Origin of the sequence: Aquabacterium sp. (assembly GCF_035476535.1) — a bacterium.
Classification (GTDB): Bacteria; Pseudomonadota; Gammaproteobacteria; order Burkholderiales; family Burkholderiaceae_C; genus Pseudaquabacterium.
The window spans coordinates 1-17,044 of record NZ_DATILJ010000208.1; the positions used below are offsets into that span (position 1 = coordinate 1).

Below are 17,044 nucleotides of genomic sequence, written 5' to 3' on the forward strand. Positions count from 1 at the left end.
TCGGGCGCGCTGTAGTCCGGAAAGTCCAGGTGGTGCGCAATGCGCGAACTCATGCCGGGGTTGGACTGGAAGAAGGTGTCCATGCGGTTCTTGTAGCCGGCCAGGATCACCACCAGGTCGTCGCGCTGGTTCTCCATCACCTGCAGCAGGATCTCGATGGCTTCCTGGCCGTAGTCGCGCTCGTTCTCGGGGCGGTACAGGTAGTAGGCCTCGTCGATGAACAGCACACCGCCCATCGCCTTCTTCAGCACCTCCTTGGTCTTGGGCGCCGTGTGGCCGATGTACTGGCCCACGAGGTCGTCACGCGTGACGCTGACCACATGGCCTTTGCGCACATAGCCCAGGCGGTGCAGGATCTGCGCCATGCGCAGCGCCACCGTGGTCTTTCCGGTGCCGGGATTGCCGGTGAAGCACATGTGCAGCGAAGGCGCCTGCGCGGCCAGGCCATGCTGGGCGCGCAGCTTGTCGATCACCAGCAGCGCGGCGATGTCGCGGATGCGGGTCTTCACCGGTGCCAGGCCGACCAGGTCGTGGTCCAGCTCGTCCATCACCGATTCGACCTGGCTTTGTGCCAGCACCTCGGCCACGGTGCGTGCCGGTTCGGCGGCCGGCACGGGCCGCGGCGCCGCGGCTGCGGCCGGTGCCGAGGCACCGGGAATCGAATACAGCGGAGTGCTCACGAGACGCGCCTGTTGAACGTTAGAGAATGACGCAGTTCATGCGCCACCGCGCTCGGCTTCGGGCCGGTCGGTGGCATAGCTGTGCGTGGTGTAACGCATCGAGCGGCCGTTCACCTCTTGCCGCACCAGCTTGAAGCCGGGCTCGCGGGCGGGCCGGTTGACGATGAAGCTCATCGTGATGGTCTCGACACCGCGCGTCGAGTCGAAGGCCATCAGCCGGATGTAGTGCTCCGGAAAAGTCTTGCGGCAGGTGTTCAGTTCCAGCATCACGCCGGCGGCGTCCTGCAGGTCGAACATCGGCATGCCGAACATCTCCCAGTAGGTGTTGCGCGGATGCGGGTCGTCGGTGTATTCCACGCTCCAGGCATAGCCCTTGGCCAGGCCGTAGTCGATCTGCAGCGCGATCTCGGCGTCGTTGAGTTCGGGCAGGAAGCTGAACTGGCCTTGCGTGAGCCGGCCGGTGGGGTTGGTCATCATGATCGGGGTTCCTTCAGGCCGCTTCAGGCCAGCGATGGCGTGACGGCAAAGTCCGAGGTGTCGGTGGACGCGTAGTTGAAGGTGATGTCGCCCCAGGTGTCCAGGGCCTGCTTCAGCGGGCTGCAGAACTGAGCAGCCTGACGCAGGATGTCGAGGCCTTCATGCTTGATGTCGCGCCCTTCATTGCGCGCTTTCACCATGCACTCCAGCGCCACGCGATTGGCCACGGCGCCCGCCTGAATACCCGCCGGATGCCCAATGGTGCCGCCGCCGAACTGCAGGATCACGTCGTCGCCGAACAGGTCCAGCAACTGGTGCATCTGGCCGGCATGGATGCCGCCACTGGCCACCGGCATCACCTTCTTCAGGTCAGCCCAGTCCTGGTCGAAGAACAGGCCGCGCGGCAGGTCTTGCTTGGTGACGCTGTCGCGGCAGCAGTTGTAGTAGCCCTGCACCGTCATCGGGTCGCCTTCGAGCTTGCCGACTGCCGTGCCGGTGTGCAGGTGATCGACGCCGGCCAGCCGCAGCCACTTGGCGATGACGCGGAAGCTCACGCCGTGGTTCTTCTGCCGCGTGTAGGTGCCATGGCCGGCGCGGTGCATGTGCACGATCATGTCGTTCTTGCGCGCCCAGTTGGCCATGCTCTGGATCGCCGACCAGCCGATCACCAGGTCCAGCATGATGATCACCGAGCCCAGTTCCTTGGCGAATTCGGCGCGCTCGTAGATGTCTTCCATCGTCGCGCCGGTCACGTTCAGGTAGCTGCCCTTGACCTCGCCGGTGGCGGCACTGGCCTTGTTGACGCCGTCCATCACGTAGAGAAAGCGGTCGCGCCAGTGCATGAAGGGCTGCGAGTTGATGTTCTCGTCGTCCTTCATGAAGTCCAGCCCGCCCTTCAGGCCTTCATAGACCACGCGGCCGTAGTTGCGGCCCGACAGGCCCAGCTTGGGCTTGGTGGTGGCGCCCAGCAGCGGGCGGCCGAACTTGTCCAGCCGCTCCCGTTCGACCACCAGGCCGGTCGGCGGGCCCTTGAAGGTCTTGACGTAGGCCACCGGGATGCGGATGTCTTCGAGCCGCGCGGCCTTCAGCGGCTTGAACGAAAACACGTTGCCGATCAGGCTGGCCGTCATGTTGGCGATCGAGCCCTCTTCGAAGAGGATCAGGTCGTAGGCCACCCAGGCGAAATATTGGCCCGGCTGTCCCGGCACCGGCTCCACCTTGTAGGCCTTGGCGCGGTAGCTGTCGCAGGCCGTGAGCCGGTCGGTCCACACCACCGTCCAGGTCGCGGTGCTCGATTCACCGGCCACCGCCGCGGCGGCCTCGATCGCATCGACGCCCTCTTGCGGCGTGATGCGGAACAGGCACAGCACATCGGTGTCCTTGGGCTGGTAGTCGGGGTCCCAGTAACCCATCTGCCGGTATTTCAGGACGCCGGCGCTGTAGCGTTTCTTGGCATCGGTGATCACGCCTTGTTCGACGGGTAGGTTCACGGTGGGCTCCAGATCAGGGGATGAATGCGTCGGTGAAGCCACTGTAGGAAGCCAGGCAAATAAGGTAAATTCAATTCTTCTTTGGTTTGACCTAAGCTTTTCCTTAAGCATGAACATCACCTTCCGTCAGCTGCGCGTGTTTGCGGAGGTGGTGCGCCAGGGCAGCGTGCAGCGCGCGGCCGAGCAGCTGCACCTGACGCCGCCGGCGGTGTCGATGCAGATCAAGGAGCTGGAGTCGCAGGTCGGCCTGCCGCTGTTCGACCGCACCGGGCGCCGGCTCTCGCTGTCCACCGCGGGCGAGTACTTCGTGGTTTATGCGCGGCGCCTGCTGGGCACGCTGAAGGAGGCCGAAGACGCGATGGCGCGCTTCACCGGCGTGGAATCAGGCCTGCTGACGATCGGCATGGTCAGCTCGTCGAAGTACTTCCTGCCGCAGCTGCTGGCGCAGTTCCATGCCGAGCACCCTGCGGTGGCGGTGCGCCTGCGCCTGGGCAACCGCGAGCAGTTGGTGGCGCTGATGCAGGCCAATGAAGTGGACATGTCGGTGATGGGCCGCGCGCCCAAGGAATGGCCCAACCGCGCCGAACCCTTCGCGGCCCACCCGCATGTGCTGGTGACGGCCCCCAGCCACCCCTTCGCGCGCGCCGAAAGCGTGCCCGCGGCGGCGCTGGCCCGCGAAGGCTTCATCGTGCGCGAGCAGGGCTCGGGCACGCGCGCCGCGCTGGAGGAATACCTGTCTGCCCAGCACCTGCAGCCGATGTTCATCATGGAGCTGCCGAACGACGAAGCCATCAAGCAGGCGGTGATGGCCGGCCTGGGCGTGAGCCTGGTGTCACGCCACACCATCGGCCTGGAATGGCGCAGCGGGCTGATCAGCACGCCGCCGGTGGAAGGCCTGCCGCTGATGCGGCGCTGGAACCTGGTGACGGCCGCGGCCAAGGCGTTGTCGCCGGCCGCTGAAGCGTTTCGTTATTTCATGCTGGAGCGGGCGGAGGTGCATCTGGCCGGGATGTTTGGCGGGGAGGCGGCGCTGGGCTGAGGCGGTGCGGACGGGCTGAATCGTGCGCGCAGGCTCCGACGCGAGGCTGCCGCGCTGGCGCAGCCAAGCTGAAGCCGGGCTGATTCACGGCCTCGCGAAGGCCACCAGGGCCGCCTTGCCGGCGGTGCGGCTCAGGGCGATGCCAGCCCCCAGCACTTGCGCGCAGCTTCCTGCAGGAAGGCGGTCACCGCCCGCACGCGCGAAGCGTTGCGCCGGCTCGGCAAGGAGACGGCGTACATCGTGTACGTCGCCCGTGAAGCGAAATGCTCCAGGACTTCGACCAGCTTGCCATCCGCCGCATCTGCTGCAGCCAAGGGCCGTGACAGCACCCCGATGCCGGCGCCGGCCACGAGCGCGCGGTGAAGCAGGGCCGAGCTGTTGGCTGCCAGCTGCGATCTGACGGTGATCTCCAGCTTGCGCCCGGCGTTGCGGAACGCCCACGTGACGGCCGGTCCCTGCGCGGTATGCGTCACCGTCTGGTGCCGGTGCAGGTCCGCCGGCTCGGCCGGTTCTCCGTGGCTGCGCAGGTAGTCCGGCGACGCGTACAGGCGCCGCTCGAACGAACCCAATTCGCGGGCGACGACCGCATCGCTGCTGCCCAGCGTCGTGCGCAGTGCCACGTCGATGCCGTCGGTCACCAGGTCCACCACACGGTCATCGGCCACCAGTTCGATGCGCAGTGCCGGATGTCGCTCACGCAGTGCGGCCAGCTGCGGCACGATGAGTTGCTCGCAGATCTCCTGGCTCGACGCCAGCCGCACCGCGCCGGCCACACGGTCGCGTTGCTTGTCGAACGAAGTCGCTATCTCTTCGAGCCGGCCCAGGAGTTCACGCGATTCCTGCACCAACTCGGCGCCCTCGGGCGTTGCCGACAAGCCGTGCGTGGAGCGGCGCAGCAGCGTGATGCCGAAGCCGCCTTCGAGGCGGTCGACACCACGCGAGACGACGGATACCGCCACGTCCATCTCCCGAGCCGCTGCCGAGAACGATCGCAACTCGAGCGAGCGCACCAGCCAGCGCAGGTCGGCAGGGTCGGGCAGGAAAGCTCGCATCGGAAGGTCCTTTGCTCTTGGGCGCCTCGCGTCTGCTTTTGCTTGGCAAGCAAAACCGATTATGCCGAGCGACGGTTTCCGGACGCGGCCGGGCTGCCTACAGTCATTGCACCAACCACCCAGCAAGCGAAGGAAACAGCCATGCCCATCCTCAACGTCAAGGTCAGCGCGCCGCGCACGACGGAGCTTTCCGAACGCATCAACGAGATGCTGCTCGAGCTGACCAGCCGCGTGCTCGGCAAGCGGCGCGACCTGACCGCGGTGGTGATCGACTACGTCGACCCGCGCGACTGGTTTGTCGCCGGCAAGTCCTTGGCCGAACAGAAGCTGGCCAGCTTCTACTTCGACGTCAAGGTGGTCGACGAAACCAATACCAAGGCCGAGAAGGCGCGCTATGTGGCCGAAGCGTTCGAGGCCTTTGCCGCCCTGCTGGGTCCGCTGCACCACGAAAGTTATGTGCATGTGCACGACGTGCGGGCTGCCGCCTATGGCTTCGGCGGCAAGACCCAGGAATACCGCCACCAGCACCCGAGCCTTTGAGGAGACTGCCGTGGAATTCACCAAGCTCGTCGTCGCCGCAGCGATGCGCCGCGCTGGACTGGATGCCTGGATACCCGAAGGTGAGGGCAAGTGGTCGCTGCCGCTGCAGTTCCTGCCCGACGGCGCGGGCTGGGTCGAGCTGATGCGGCTCGATCCCGGCGTGCGCGTGGGCCTGCACCGCCACATCGGCGAAGTCCATGCGCTGAACCTCGCCGGCGAACGCCGCCTGAACGATGGGCGGGTGCTGCGCGCCGGCGACTATGTGTACGAACCCGCCGGCAATGTCGACTGGTGGGAAGCAACCGGCAAGGAGCAGCTGCTCGTGCACGTGGTCGTCAAAGGCAGCGTCGAATACCTCGGCGCGCACCACAGCGTGCTGCAGCGGATCGACACGGCCGATCGCATCGCCGACTACCGCCGGCACTGTGCGGCTATCGGCAGCCGACCGCAGGAGCTGGTTTGAACCGGCCTCGCCGTGAGCGCCAGCACGCGCCCGGAAGCAGTGGTAGCGCAGCCGCGGTGAGGCCGATCCGGGCTCATGGCTCGTTTAAAAAGGCTGTTCGGCGCCGCATTGCCGTCGTCAAACTTGAGGATGCCCTCAGCTGACACTCACGGCAATCACAACCTGCCAGTAGCAGGCATTCGTGACAAACGACTTTCGGGCAGGCGGCGTAGGATTCGTCCCGGACGATTCGGAGGCGCCATGAAGCACAGTTGGGCCAGACGATCAGCAAGGGCGTCGCTCTCGCTGCTGTCGGCTGCGACCCTCGCTGCTGCGGCGCAGGGCAATGGAATGTCGTTCTTCATCACCAGCAACGGACTTGGCAATGGGGCCGATCTCGGCGGTCTTGCCGGTGCCGACAAGCATTGCCAAGCGTTGGCAAAGACGGCAGGAGCCGGGTCGCGCACTTGGCGTGCCTACCTCAGCACAACCGCCAGCGCAGGTGCGCCAGCTTTGCATGCGCGCGAGCGAATCGGAACGGGACCGTGGCAAAACGCGAAGGGTCAAGTGATCGCAAAGGACCTTGAGCAATTGCATGGCGAAAATTCGCTGAACAAGGAGACCGCATTGACCGAGAAGGGCGACGTGGTGCCAGGCTATGGCGACACGCCGAATCGGCGCAACATCCTCACTGGCTCGACACCCGAGGGGCGCGCCTTCGATGGTCAATCAGACACGACCTGCGGCAATTGGACCCGCAGCGAGAACGAGGGTGCCGCTGTAGTGGGCCGCCATGATCGTTCGGGGGGCGATAGGCACCAAAAGTCGTGGAACTCATCGCGCATGTCGCGCGGTTGCAGCCAATGGCTACTACGCCAAGAAGGCGGCGACGGCTTGTTCTATTGCTTCGCGGCCGACTGAAAAAGGTGAGAAGCTCAGCGGCACGCGTGCTCAAGTCGCTGTGAGCGCCTCGACTGCAGCTCTACCGTGAGACGATCGCTTTGCGTCGATCCATTCCGGCCGGCGAGCGTCTCGACAGGCTGCAGGCGAACATCGACGTGGGTCTCCGCGCCAACGCGGACCGACGGGATCGTCACGAGGCCGGCGCCGGATCGAAGCGAATCGCACCCGCGGCGGCGGTGGACGCAAGGGCGGCGCAGCAGGCCCCGACGGCGGCATGTACGAGGGTCATCATGGCTTCCCTTCGCATCCGAACCGAACCTGTGAATACTGCTCCGCAACGGCCGCCGAGACAAGCCGGGATTGAACTCAGGACCCGGCCTGCAGCCGCCGTGCGCGCCGGAGTCGTGTCAGACTGTCTCGCGGGCCCGCCACCCCAGCCCCAGGATCGCAGATTGCCCGGACCTTGGCAGCCTGTGCGGCTCGAATGCACGTCTCTCTCATCCATTGGAGAACGCAAATGGTCAGCAAGAACACGATTTGTCTCTGGTACGACGGCACCGCGTTGAACGCCGCGAAGTTCTACGCCGAGACCTTCCCGGACAGCGCGGTGGGAGTTGTGCATCGCGCGCCGGGCGACTATCCCTCCGGCAAGGAGGGCGATGTGTTGACGGTCGAGTTCACGGTGATGGGCATCCCCTGTCTCGGCCTGAACGGCGGCCCGGCGTTCAAGCACAACGAAGCTTTCTCGTTCCAGGTGGCGACCGACGACCAGGCCGAAACCGACCGCCTGTGGAGCGCGATTGTCGGAAACGGCGGTCAGGAAAGCGCCTGCGGCTGGTGCAAGGACAAGTGGGGCCTGTCGTGGCAGATCACGCCGCGGGCCCTGATTGCCGCGATTGCCGATCCTGATCGCGCGGCGGCCAAGCGCGCGTTCGAAGCCATGATGGAGATGAGAAAGATCGACATCGCTGCCATCGAATCGGCCCGGCGCGGCTGACGCTCACTTTGGGCGTATAAGACCCTCGCCGTCATGGCGCCGGCGCCGGCGCTGGCGTTTGCGGCGCACCACGTTTCACCGCCTCCAGCAGCGGCGCCACGATGTCCATCGGCAGCGGGAAAACGATGGTCGAGTTCTTGTCGGCGGCGATCACCGTCAAGGTTTCCAGGTAGCGCAGCTGGATCGCCAGCGGCTGCCGCGCCAGCACCTCGGCGGCCTGCGCCAGCTTTTCGGACGACTGCAACTCGCCCTCGGCGTGGATCACCTTGGCACGCCGTTCACGCTCGGCCTCGGCCTGGCGGGCGATGGCGCGGATCATGCTGTCGTTCAAGTCGACATGCTTGATCTCGACGTTGGTGACCTTGATGCCCCAGGCATCGGTCTGGCTGTCGAGGATCTTCTGCAGGTCCAGGTTCAGCCGCTCGCGCTCGGACAGCATCTCGTCCAGCGTGTGCTTGCCGAGCACTGCGCGCAAGGTGGTCTGCGCCAGCTGGCTGGTGGCGGCAAGGAACTGCTCGACCTGGATCACCGCGCGCTGCGGGTCGACGACGCGGAAGTACAGCACCGCGTTGACCTTCAGCGTCACGTTGTCGCGCGAGATCACGTCCTGGCTCGGCACGTCCATCACCACGATGCGCAGGTCGATGCGCACCATCTGCTGGATGCCGGGAATCAGGATCACCAGGCCCGGGCCCTTGACGCGCCAGAAGCGCCCGAGCTGGAACACCACGCCGCGCTCGTATTCGCGCAGGATGCGCAGCGAACTGGCGGCCAGCAACGCCAGCAGCAGGAGAACGGGACCCAAGCTGAACAGCACACTCATCGCGGCGCTCCTGGAAGAGTGTTGAGGGTATTGGGGGTGTTGGCATCGGCCAGTGGGCTGACCTCGAGCGTGAGGCCGTCGACGCGCGTGACGCGCACGCGCTGGCCGGGCTGCAGCGCCTGGTCCGCGCGCACATGCCAGCGTTCACCGTCGACGGCGGCCCAGCCCTCGGCGCCGGAGAACTCCAGCACCTCGCCCGCGGCGCCGAGCAAACGCGTGTCACCGCCGACCAGCGGTTGCCGCCGCGCCCGGGCCGCCATCCCGGCCAGGCCGATCACCGCCGCGGCCGACGCACCGGTCACGCCGATGATCAGCGGCAGCGGGATGCGCAGGCCCGGCACATCGCTGTCGATCAGCAGCAGTGCCCCGAAGGCAAAGGCGGCGATGCCGCCCAGGCCCAGCACGCCGTAACTGGGCACGAAGGCCTCGGCCACGAAGAAAGCGACGCCGAGCAGGATCAGCGCCAGGCCGGCGTAGCTGATCGGCAGCATCTGCAGCCCCCACATCGCCAGCAGCAGGCACACACCACCAATGACGCCGGGCGCCACGAAGCCCGGGTTCATGAACTCGAACAGCAGGCCGTAGACGCCGAGCATCATCAACACCAGCGCCAGGCTCGGGTCGCTGATCACCGCCAGCAGCCGGCCGCGCCAATCGGGCTGCACGGTCACCACCGGCGCCTGCGCGGTGGTCAGCGTGACGCTGCCCGCGCGCGCATCCCCGAGCGCCACCACGCGGCCGTCGAGCTGGCGCAGCAGGTCGGCCACGTCGACGGCGATCAGGTCGATCACTTTGCGCGCCAGGGCTTCCTGCGCCGACAGGCTCACCGCCTCGCGCACGGCCTGCTCGGCCCAGACCGCGTCGCGCCCGCGCGACTGGGCCAGGCCGCGGATGTAGGCGGCCGCGTCATTCACGCGTTTGGCGGCCAGTGCACCGCCCTGGCCTGCTTCGGCGGCCGAAGCGCCGCTGGCCGGCCGGTCCGGCGCCTCGGCGCCGCGGCCGGGCGTCGGCAGGCCGATGGCGATGGGCGTCGCCGCGCCGAGATTGGTGGCCGGCGCCATCGCCGCGATGTGCGTGGCGTAGAGGATGTAGGTGCCGGCACTGGCCGCACGCGCGCCCTGCGGCGCGACGAAGCCGGCCACCGGCATTGGTGCCGCGAGGATGTCCTTGACGATGCTGCGCATCGCCGTGTCCAGCCCGCCCGGCGTGTCCATGCGCAACACCACCAGCTGGGCGTGCTGCTGTGCCGCACGCTCCAGCGAACGCTGGACGTGATCCGCGGTGGCCGGGCCGATGGCGCCCTGGATCTCCAGCACGAACACCGGGGCCACGCCGCTCGGGCTGGGGCCGCCCGGACCCACGGCGGGCGTCTGCGCAGCACTGACCAGCACCGCCAGCAGCGCGGCGGCCAGGGCCAGGCAGGCGCGGGATGTCATGGGCACTCCAGCCGAAGGCGCCCTGCGGCGCCCCTGCCGGGCAGCGTACACCTCCGCGGCAGCTGCCGCCAGCGCTCAGTTCTGTAGTCGGTCCAGCCCGAATGCCTGCCACTGCGCCGCCAGCCGCTGGTGCGCCGCATCGTCCAGCGCCACCAGCGGCGCACGCACGCGGCGCCAGCCCTCGTTTCCGCTCAGCAGCGCCATCGTGCTCTTGAAGGCGGCCGTCAGGCCATAACCGCCCAGGATGTCCAGCAGCGCCAGCATCTGTTGCTGGGACGCGGCGGCGCCGGGCGCCTCCGGCCCCTGCAGCAGCCGCTGCACCAGCTTCGGTGCGATGTTGCCGACGCCGCTGACGGCGCCGCGTGCGCCGCGCGCGGCCAGGGTCTGCAGGTCGGGCTCGTTGCCGACCCACACCTGCAGCGGCGGCATGAAGGCCTGGGCGAAGGCCAGTGACTGCTCGCGCTGGCAACCGCTGTCCTTCAAGCCGATGAAGCTGCCGGGAAACCGCTGCAGCAGCGAGCCGATGACGGCCGGGCTGAGCGCAACGCCCGAGACCTGGGGGATGTGGTACAGCACGATGCGCAGGCGCTCGTCGGCCACCTGGGCCACCAGCTGGCTGTAGAAATCGACGACGCCCTGGTCGGGCACACCCTTCAGGAAGAACGGCGGCAGCACCAGGCAGCCCTGTGCGCCGGCCTGCACCGCATGCCGCGTCAAGGCCACGGTGTCGGGCAAGGCCGCGCAGCTGGTCGACACCAGGATGCGAGCGGCCGGCACGCCGCCGGCGATCAGCCCGTCCAGCGCCACCTGGCGCTCGGCCACGGTGAAGGACGGGCCTTCGCCGGTGGTGCCGAAGGGCGTCACCCCCGTGCAGCCGGCGGCCAGCAGCGCGCGGGCATGGGCGGCGAAGGTCGGGATGTCGATGGCCAGCGTCGCATCCAGCGGCGTCAGCATCGCGGGCCAGAGGCCGGTGTAGGGCACGGATTCAGCAGTCATGGTGGTGGGGTGGGGTTGTCGGTCGGGGGACACGGAAGGTCAAGAAGGTCTAGGCACCAAAACGCTCGTCCAGCGACTGGTGATCTGGCAGGCCCACGACGCGGCCGAACTCGGCGTAGCTGATCGCCGGCACCTCGCGCGGCGTGCCGGTGGCCTGCAAGCTGGCCAGCGCCTGCTGCACCGCCAACGCGGCGCTGAACAGCGCGGTCACCGCGTACAGCACCACGGCAAAGCCCATGGCCTCCAGGTCGGCGGCGCTCAGCGCGGTGGTCTCGTTGCCGTCGACGATGGAGACGATCTTGGGACCGGGCAGCCCGCGCGCGACCGCCTCGACCTCGGCGATCGTCTTGATGCCGTCGACGAAGACCAGGTTCACGCCGGCGTCCTGGTAGCGCCGGGCACGGCCCAGCGCCTCGGCCATGCCCACGGCGGGCAGCGCGTCGGTGCGGCCGATGATCAGCAGCGGGTCGCTGCCCCGGGCGGCCAGCGCGCAGCGCAGGCGGCGGGCATTCTCGGCAGCATCGATCAGCCGGATGCCGGCCATCTGGCCGCAGCGCTTGGGTGCCACCTGGTCTTCCAGGTGGATCGCGGCGACGCCGGCCTGGATGTATTCATGCACCGTGCGCTCGATGTTGGACGGCCCGCCGTAGCCGGTGTCGGCATCGGCAATCACCGGCAATGCCGTGGCGCGCACCATGTCGCGCGCATGGCCGCACATCTCGGTCTGGGTCAGCAGGCCGATGTCTGGTTGGCCGAGACGGGACGCGGTGGCGCCGAAGCCGGTCATGTAGACCGCCTCGAAGCCGGCCTGCTGCACCAGCCGGGCCGACAGGCTGTCGTAGGCGCCGGGCGCACGCACGATGCGGCCGCTGGCGAGCAAGGCGTTCAGCTGGCTTGCCGGATGCCGGTCCATGGTCAGCTCATCATCAGGCCGCCGTCGATGTTGATCGACTGGCCGGTCATGTAATCGGCGGCGGGCGAGGCCAGGAACAGCGCCAGCCCGGCCACGTCCTGCGGTGTCTGCGGCCGGCCCATGGGCACACCGGCCACGCGCTGGCGCCAGGCCTCGCCCTGCGGCAGGCCTTGCAGCGCGGTCCAGTCGCGGTCCATCGCGCGCCACATGTCGGTGTCGACCAGGCCGGGGCAGATGGCATTGACGGTGATGTGCGGCGCCAGCGTGATGGCGGCCGATTGCGTCAGGCTGATCACCGCCGCCTTGCTGGCGCGATAAGGCGCAATGACGCTGGCGATGGCGGCCGCGCCGGGGCGGCCGGCGATGGAGGCGATCTGGATCACCTTGCCCCGCGGCCGGCCCTCGGCCAGCGGCGATTGGCTCAGCATCTGCCGGGCGGCGGCCTGCAGCGTCAGAAAGCTGCCGGTGACATTGACGCCCAGCATGCGGTCCCAGTCGGCGGCGTCCAGCTCCAGCAAGGGCTTGAGCTGCATGATGCCGGCGTTGCACAGCATCACGTCCAGCCGGCCGAAGTGCCGCACGGCGGTGGCCACCTGCGCCGCAGCTTCGTCGGCGTTGCGCACGTCCACGCGCAGGGCCATGGCCTCGGCATCGGCGGCACGCAGCGCGGCGGCGGTGGCCTCGGCGGCGGGGCCGTCGATGTCGCTCAGCACCAGCCGCGCGCCCTGCGCCGCGAAGGCCTGGGCCAGGCCGCGGCCGATGCCCTGGCCGGCGCCGGTGATGGCGACCACCAGACCGGTCAAGCCGGGCATGCGCGGATCCGCCGGCACCTCAGTTGCCCCGGATGCGCTTCAGCTCGCCGAACACCAGGCTGATCGCCTCCGCGCCGATGGTCTTGCCGTGGTGCTCCTGGATCACCGCGGTCTTGGCCCGGATGCGACTCATTTCGGGCGGGCTGATCTCGTTGACCTGCATGCCCTTGCTGCGCAGGTTGGCCACGCTCTGCTCGCCCTTGGCGCGGTTGACCTTGCGCTGCTCCTCGCGCCCCACGGCGGCGCATTCCTTCAAGGTGGCCTGCTCCTGAGTCGACATCGTGTCCCAGGCCTTCCTGGACAGCAGCACCAGCGTCGGGCTGTAGGCATGCTTGGTCAGCGTCAGGTACTTCTGCACCTCGTAGAACTTCATGTTCTCGATGTTCGTGTACGGGTTCTCCTGGCCGTCCACCGTCTTGGTCTCCAAAGCCGAGTAGACCTCGGAGAAGGCCATCGGCACCGCATTGCTGCCCAGGGTCTTGAAGGTGTCGATGAAGATGTTGTTCTGCATCACGCGCATCTTCACGCCCTCGAAGTCCTCGACCCTGGTGATCGGGCGCTTGGAGTTGGTGGTGTGACGGAAGCCGTTCTCCCACCAGGCCAGGTTGACCACGCCCACGGCCGGCAACTTGGCCGCGAACCAGTCGCCGACCTTGCCGTCGAGCAGCTGGTCGGCCTCTTTCTCGTTGTTGAACAGGAAAGGCAGGTCGAACACACCCAGCTCGGGCAGGATGCCCACCAGCGGCGCTGTGCTGGTCAGCACCATCTCGATCTGGCCGGTGCGCACGCTCTGCGTGGCCGTCAGGTCGTTGCCCAGCGAGCCGTCCCAGTAGGGCGTGATCTTCAGTTTTCCGCCGCTCTTGGCCAGCGTGCACTCGCCCATCTTGGCCAGGCCATTGCCCATCGGGTGTTCCTTGCTCACGCCGTTGGAGACGCGCAGGTTGCGCTCCAGGAACTGGGCTTGCACGGTGCCGGCGCCCAGCAGTGCGAAGGCGGCTGCCGCGGCCAGAAGTCGGAAGGAATGCATCAGAGTCTCCTTGAGTCGTCGTGAGTGAACGGAAGAATCCCGCTGGCCGCCGCCCCGTCGAGCAGGCGCTTCGGGGGGGTCATGTCAACCACCGAAGCGGCACCATCACCAGCGCGGGGAACAGCACGAGCAGGAACAGCACGATCAGTTCGGCAATCAGGAAGGGCCACAGGCCCTTCATCAGTTCGCCCATCGAGATCTTCGAGATGCCGCAGACGACGTTGAGCACGATGCCCACCGGCGGCGTGATCAGGCCGATCGAGTTGTTGATGATGAACAGCACGCCGAAGTACACCGGGTCGATGCCGGCCTGCTTGATGACCGGCATCAGCACCGGGGTCAGGATCATCAGCGTCGGTGCGAAGTCGAGTGCGGTGCCGATGACGACGATCAGCAGCATGATCACGGCCATCAGCAGGATCGGCCGGTCGATGAAGGGCTGCAGCATCGCGGCCACCTGCTGCGGCACTTCGCTGGTGGTGATCAGGAAGGCCGAGACCAGGGCCGCGGCGATCATGAACACCACCACCGCCGTCGTCTTGGCTGCCGAGACGAACAGGCCGTAGACGGCTTTGAAGGGCAGTTCGCGGTAGACGAAAGCGCCGATCACGAAGGCGTAGACGCAGGCCGCCACGCCGGCCTCGGTGGGCGTGAAGATGCCGAACTTCAGCCCGCCGATGATGCCCAGCGGCATCAGCAGGGCCCAGACACCGTCGACCCCGGCGCGCAGGCGCTGCGCCAGCGGCTGGCGCGGCAGGGCCTGCACCTTGTCCTTGCGCACCACCCACAGCCAGGCGATGACCAGCGCAAAGGCAATCATCAGGCCGGGGAACACGCCGGCCAGCAGCAGCTTGCCGATCGACACGTTGGCGATCACGCCGAACACGATCATCGCGATCGACGGCGGGATCACCGGCCCCAGCACGCCCGCCGCGGCGATCAGCCCCGAGGAGCGCGGCACGTCGTAGCCGGCGCGGCGCATCATCGGGATCAGCAGCGTGGCCACCGCGGCGGTGTCGGCCGCGGCGCTGCCCGAGATCGCCGACATCACCACCGTGGCGAAGATGGCCACCAGGCCCAGCCCGCCGCGGATGTGGCCGACCCAGGCCAGCGCGAAATCGACGATGCGCTTGGACAGGCCACCGGTGTTCATCAGTTCGCCGGCCAGGATGAAGAAGGGAATCGCCAGCAGCGGGAAGCTGTCGGCGCCCTCGATCAGCTTCTGCGCCAGGATCGTGGTGTCGATCTGCCCTTGCGAGACCATCAGCGCGGCGGCGCTGACCAGCAGCGCGATGGCCACCGGCACGCCGAACGCCATCGCACCCAGCAGCGAGACGGTGAAGACGAGGGTGGTCACGTCAGGAGCTCCTCGTTCTCACGCACGTCGATCAGCTCGGCGTCGCTGAGGCGGCCGCTGACCAGGCGCCAGAGCTTGACCAGCGCGATCGCGGCAATGCCCAGTGCGGTGAAATAGCCCAGGCCGAAGATCCAGCTCATCGGGATGCCGGTGATCGGCGCGGCATTGGTGGCATTGATCTCGTGCTGGCGCCAGGTGCCCCAGAACAGCATCGCGCAGACCATCAAGGTCAAGCCTTCGCAGACCAGCAGGCAGACAATGCGGCCGCGCCGCGGCAGCCGCGCCACCAGCATGTCCACGCCCAGGTGGGCCCCTTCGTAGGCGGCCAGCACCGCGCCGATGAAGGTCAGCCAGACGAAGCAGAAGCGCGACAGTTCTTCCGACACCGAGATGCCGGAGTTGAAGGCATAGCGCAGCACGACGTTGCCGAACACCATCAGCACCATGGCCAAAAGCAGCGCGACCAGCAGGGCCTCGATGAGCTTGATGGCCAGGCGCATTCAGATCACCTTGCCGGGGTTGAGCAGGCCCAGCGGGTCCAGCGCCGCCTTCAGAGTGCGCATCAGCGCGATCTCTTCCGGCGAGCGGGCGTGGCCCAGGTAGGGCTTCTTGGTCGTGCCGATGCCATGTTCGGCCGAGATGCTGCCCTTGAAGTCGCGCACCAGGCCGTAGATGACCTCGTCCATCGCGCGCTTGGGCTGCTGCTCGACCGACAGGCCGGGCACCCAGCTCACCAGGTGCAGGTTGCCGTCGCCGATGTGGCCGTAGTAGACGCTGTCGCAGCCCGGAATGGCCGCGGCCAGCGCCGCCTTGCAGCGGGTGGCGAAGGCATGCATGTCGCGCACCGCCAGGCCGACGTCGTAACTGATGTGCGGGCCCAGCGCCGAGAAGAACTCCGCGCAGGCGTCACGCAGGCCCCAGAAGGCCTGCGTATCGGCCAGCGACTGGGCCACCGCGGCGTCACTCAGCAGGCCCTCGTCCAGCAGGGCTTCCAGCCACTGCTGGAAGCGCGGACCGTCGATCGTGGCGTCGGTGCCCTGCGCTTCCACTAGCACGTAATGGCCGTGGCCACCGGTGACCGGCGAGCGCACGCCGACGCGCTCGGTCACCACCTGCCAGTAGTCGGGCCACATCACCTCGAAGGCCGATAGCAGGGGCCCCAGGCCGCGCCGCGCCGCGCCGAGCAGGCGCTTGACGCTGTTGTAGTCGGGCAGCGCGCACAGCGCGGACATCGTGCAGCCGGGCTGCGAGTGCAGGCGCAGCACGATGCGGGTGATGATGCCCAGCGTGCCTTCGCTGCCGATGAACAGGTGCTTGAGGTCGTAGCCGGCGTTGTTCTTCAGCATCTTGTTGAGGCTGGTGACCACAGTGCCGTCCGGCAGCACCCATTCCAGGCCCAGCACCAGTTCACGCGCCATGCCGTAGCGAATGACGCGGTTGCCGCCGGCGTTGGTGCTGAGGTTGCCGCCGATCGCGCAGGAGCCGCGCGATCCCAGGTCCAGCGCGAAGTACAGGCCGGCATCGGCGGCGGCGCGCTGCACCGATTCGAGCGGCGTGCCGGCGCGCACGGTCATCGTGCAGGCGTCGGCATCGATCTCTTCGACGCCCACCATGCGCTCCAGCGAGATCACCACCCAGCCGGGCTCGGGACGGGCGCCGCCGCACAGCCCGGTCAAGCCGCCCTGCGGCACCACCGCCAGGCCGGCGGCGCGGCAGGCCTTCAGCGCCGCCGAGACACCGGCCGCGTCGACCGGGCGCACGACCGCCAGCGGGCGTTGCGGCGGCTGCGTGCTCCAGTCGTTGCAGTTGCGCTCCGGCACCGCGTCGCCGATCAGCACGGCGGTCTCGCCGAGTTCATCGCGCAGTGCCCGCAGCGCGGCGATGGCCGAGGCGGCAGGCTGGGTGGCGGGCGAGTGGGTCGCTGGGGCTTCGACAAAGGACGACATGACAGGGCGCTTGGCGCAATCAAAGGAGCGAGTAGGATTGTCTTGTATGTAAGGTACTAGAGCACCAGAACAAACCCCAATGCCTCGCGCCGCGCCGGCGGCTGCCGCCCGCAT

18 protein-coding genes are annotated in these 17,044 nt (G+C 67.8%); 5 read left to right on the forward strand and 13 right to left on the reverse strand.

Annotated elements, in window-relative coordinates; translation table 11 throughout:
- The 3 genes from VLK61_RS20385 to VLK61_RS20395 all read right to left on the reverse strand — a co-directional run.
- Nucleotides 1-680 (reverse strand): AAA family ATPase (locus VLK61_RS20385; protein WP_325423462.1); only part of this gene is annotated, 680 nt, incomplete at its 3' end.
- Nucleotides 681-716: 36 nt separating this feature from the next.
- Nucleotides 717-1,157, reverse strand: a complete 441-nt coding sequence (locus VLK61_RS20390; RefSeq protein WP_325423463.1) for a ribulose bisphosphate carboxylase small subunit — start codon at nucleotides 1,155-1,157, stop codon at nucleotides 717-719.
- Between the two features lie 23 nt (nucleotides 1,158-1,180).
- The gene (locus tag VLK61_RS20395; protein WP_325423464.1) at nucleotides 1,181-2,647 is read right to left on the reverse strand and encodes a form I ribulose bisphosphate carboxylase large subunit; all 1,467 of its coding nucleotides are present in this window, start codon (nucleotides 2,645-2,647) and stop codon (nucleotides 1,181-1,183) included.
- 109 nt (nucleotides 2,648-2,756) lie between these two features.
- Between VLK61_RS20395 and VLK61_RS20400 the strand changes: the two genes are divergently transcribed.
- Nucleotides 2,757-3,686: a LysR substrate-binding domain-containing protein gene (locus tag VLK61_RS20400; RefSeq protein ID WP_325423465.1), complete on the forward strand. Its 930-nt coding sequence runs from the start codon at nucleotides 2,757-2,759 to the stop codon at nucleotides 3,684-3,686.
- Nucleotides 3,687-3,817: 131 nt separating this feature from the next.
- Here the strand turns inward: VLK61_RS20400 and VLK61_RS20405 are convergent, their stop codons facing one another.
- Nucleotides 3,818-4,738, reverse strand: coding sequence for a LysR family transcriptional regulator (locus VLK61_RS20405; RefSeq protein WP_325423466.1), 921 nt, complete (start codon nucleotides 4,736-4,738; stop codon nucleotides 3,818-3,820).
- Between the two features lie 141 nt (nucleotides 4,739-4,879).
- On the opposite strand from VLK61_RS20405, the gene VLK61_RS20410 reads away from it, so the two are divergent.
- The 4 genes from VLK61_RS20410 (at nucleotide 4,880) to VLK61_RS20425 (ending at nucleotide 7,620) form a co-directional block, all read left to right on the forward strand.
- The gene (locus tag VLK61_RS20410) at nucleotides 4,880-5,278 is read left to right on the forward strand and encodes a tautomerase family protein (protein ID WP_325423467.1); all 399 of its coding nucleotides are present in this window, start codon (nucleotides 4,880-4,882) and stop codon (nucleotides 5,276-5,278) included.
- Nucleotides 5,279-5,288: 10 nt separating this feature from the next.
- On the forward strand, nucleotides 5,289-5,741 hold the full coding sequence (locus VLK61_RS20415) for a cupin domain-containing protein (protein WP_325423468.1): 453 nt from the start codon (nucleotides 5,289-5,291) through the stop codon (nucleotides 5,739-5,741).
- Between the two features lie 240 nt (nucleotides 5,742-5,981).
- Nucleotides 5,982-6,641 carry a hypothetical protein gene (locus VLK61_RS20420; RefSeq protein ID WP_325423469.1) on the forward strand — a complete coding sequence of 220 codons (660 nt, stop codon included), beginning with the start codon at nucleotides 5,982-5,984 and terminating at the stop codon, nucleotides 6,639-6,641.
- A gap of 499 nt (nucleotides 6,642-7,140) precedes the next feature.
- Nucleotides 7,141-7,620: a VOC family protein gene (locus tag VLK61_RS20425; RefSeq protein WP_325423470.1), complete on the forward strand. Its 480-nt coding sequence runs from the start codon at nucleotides 7,141-7,143 to the stop codon at nucleotides 7,618-7,620.
- Between the two features lie 31 nt (nucleotides 7,621-7,651).
- Here VLK61_RS20425 and VLK61_RS20430 read toward each other — a convergent pair whose 3' ends face one another.
- From VLK61_RS20430 to VLK61_RS20470, 9 genes are all read right to left on the reverse strand, one after another.
- Complete coding sequence (locus VLK61_RS20430) at nucleotides 7,652-8,443, reverse strand: slipin family protein (RefSeq protein WP_325423471.1); 792 nt, start codon at nucleotides 8,441-8,443, stop codon at nucleotides 7,652-7,654.
- A complete protein-coding gene (locus tag VLK61_RS20435; protein ID WP_325423472.1) occupies nucleotides 8,440-9,879 on the reverse strand; it encodes an NfeD family protein in 1,440 nt (479 codons plus the stop codon). The genes VLK61_RS20430 and VLK61_RS20435 overlap by 4 nt, the downstream gene beginning before the upstream one ends.
- Before the next feature lie 75 nt (nucleotides 9,880-9,954).
- Nucleotides 9,955-10,875: a dihydrodipicolinate synthase family protein gene (locus VLK61_RS20440; protein WP_325423473.1), complete on the reverse strand. Its 921-nt coding sequence runs from the start codon at nucleotides 10,873-10,875 to the stop codon at nucleotides 9,955-9,957.
- A gap of 49 nt (nucleotides 10,876-10,924) precedes the next feature.
- Nucleotides 10,925-11,788 (reverse strand): isocitrate lyase/PEP mutase family protein, encoded by an 864-nt coding sequence (locus tag VLK61_RS20445; RefSeq protein WP_325423474.1) that lies wholly within the window; start codon nucleotides 11,786-11,788, stop codon nucleotides 10,925-10,927.
- A gap of 2 nt (nucleotides 11,789-11,790) precedes the next feature.
- Nucleotides 11,791-12,600, reverse strand: coding sequence for an SDR family NAD(P)-dependent oxidoreductase (locus VLK61_RS20450; RefSeq protein WP_325423475.1), 810 nt, complete (start codon nucleotides 12,598-12,600; stop codon nucleotides 11,791-11,793).
- 19 nt (nucleotides 12,601-12,619) lie between these two features.
- Nucleotides 12,620-13,627 carry a TRAP transporter substrate-binding protein gene (locus tag VLK61_RS20455; RefSeq protein WP_325423476.1) on the reverse strand — a complete coding sequence of 336 codons (1,008 nt, stop codon included), beginning with the start codon at nucleotides 13,625-13,627 and terminating at the stop codon, nucleotides 12,620-12,622.
- 79 nt (nucleotides 13,628-13,706) lie between these two features.
- Nucleotides 13,707-14,984 (reverse strand): TRAP transporter large permease, encoded by a 1,278-nt coding sequence (locus VLK61_RS20460; protein WP_325423477.1) that lies wholly within the window; start codon nucleotides 14,982-14,984, stop codon nucleotides 13,707-13,709.
- Nucleotides 14,981-15,484 (reverse strand): TRAP transporter small permease, encoded by a 504-nt coding sequence (locus VLK61_RS20465; RefSeq protein WP_325423478.1) that lies wholly within the window; start codon nucleotides 15,482-15,484, stop codon nucleotides 14,981-14,983. The genes VLK61_RS20460 and VLK61_RS20465 overlap by 4 nt, the downstream gene beginning before the upstream one ends.
- Nucleotides 15,485-16,930 (reverse strand): FAD-binding oxidoreductase, encoded by a 1,446-nt coding sequence (locus VLK61_RS20470; RefSeq protein ID WP_325423479.1) that lies wholly within the window; start codon nucleotides 16,928-16,930, stop codon nucleotides 15,485-15,487.
- Between the last annotated feature and the right edge of the window lie 114 nt (nucleotides 16,931-17,044).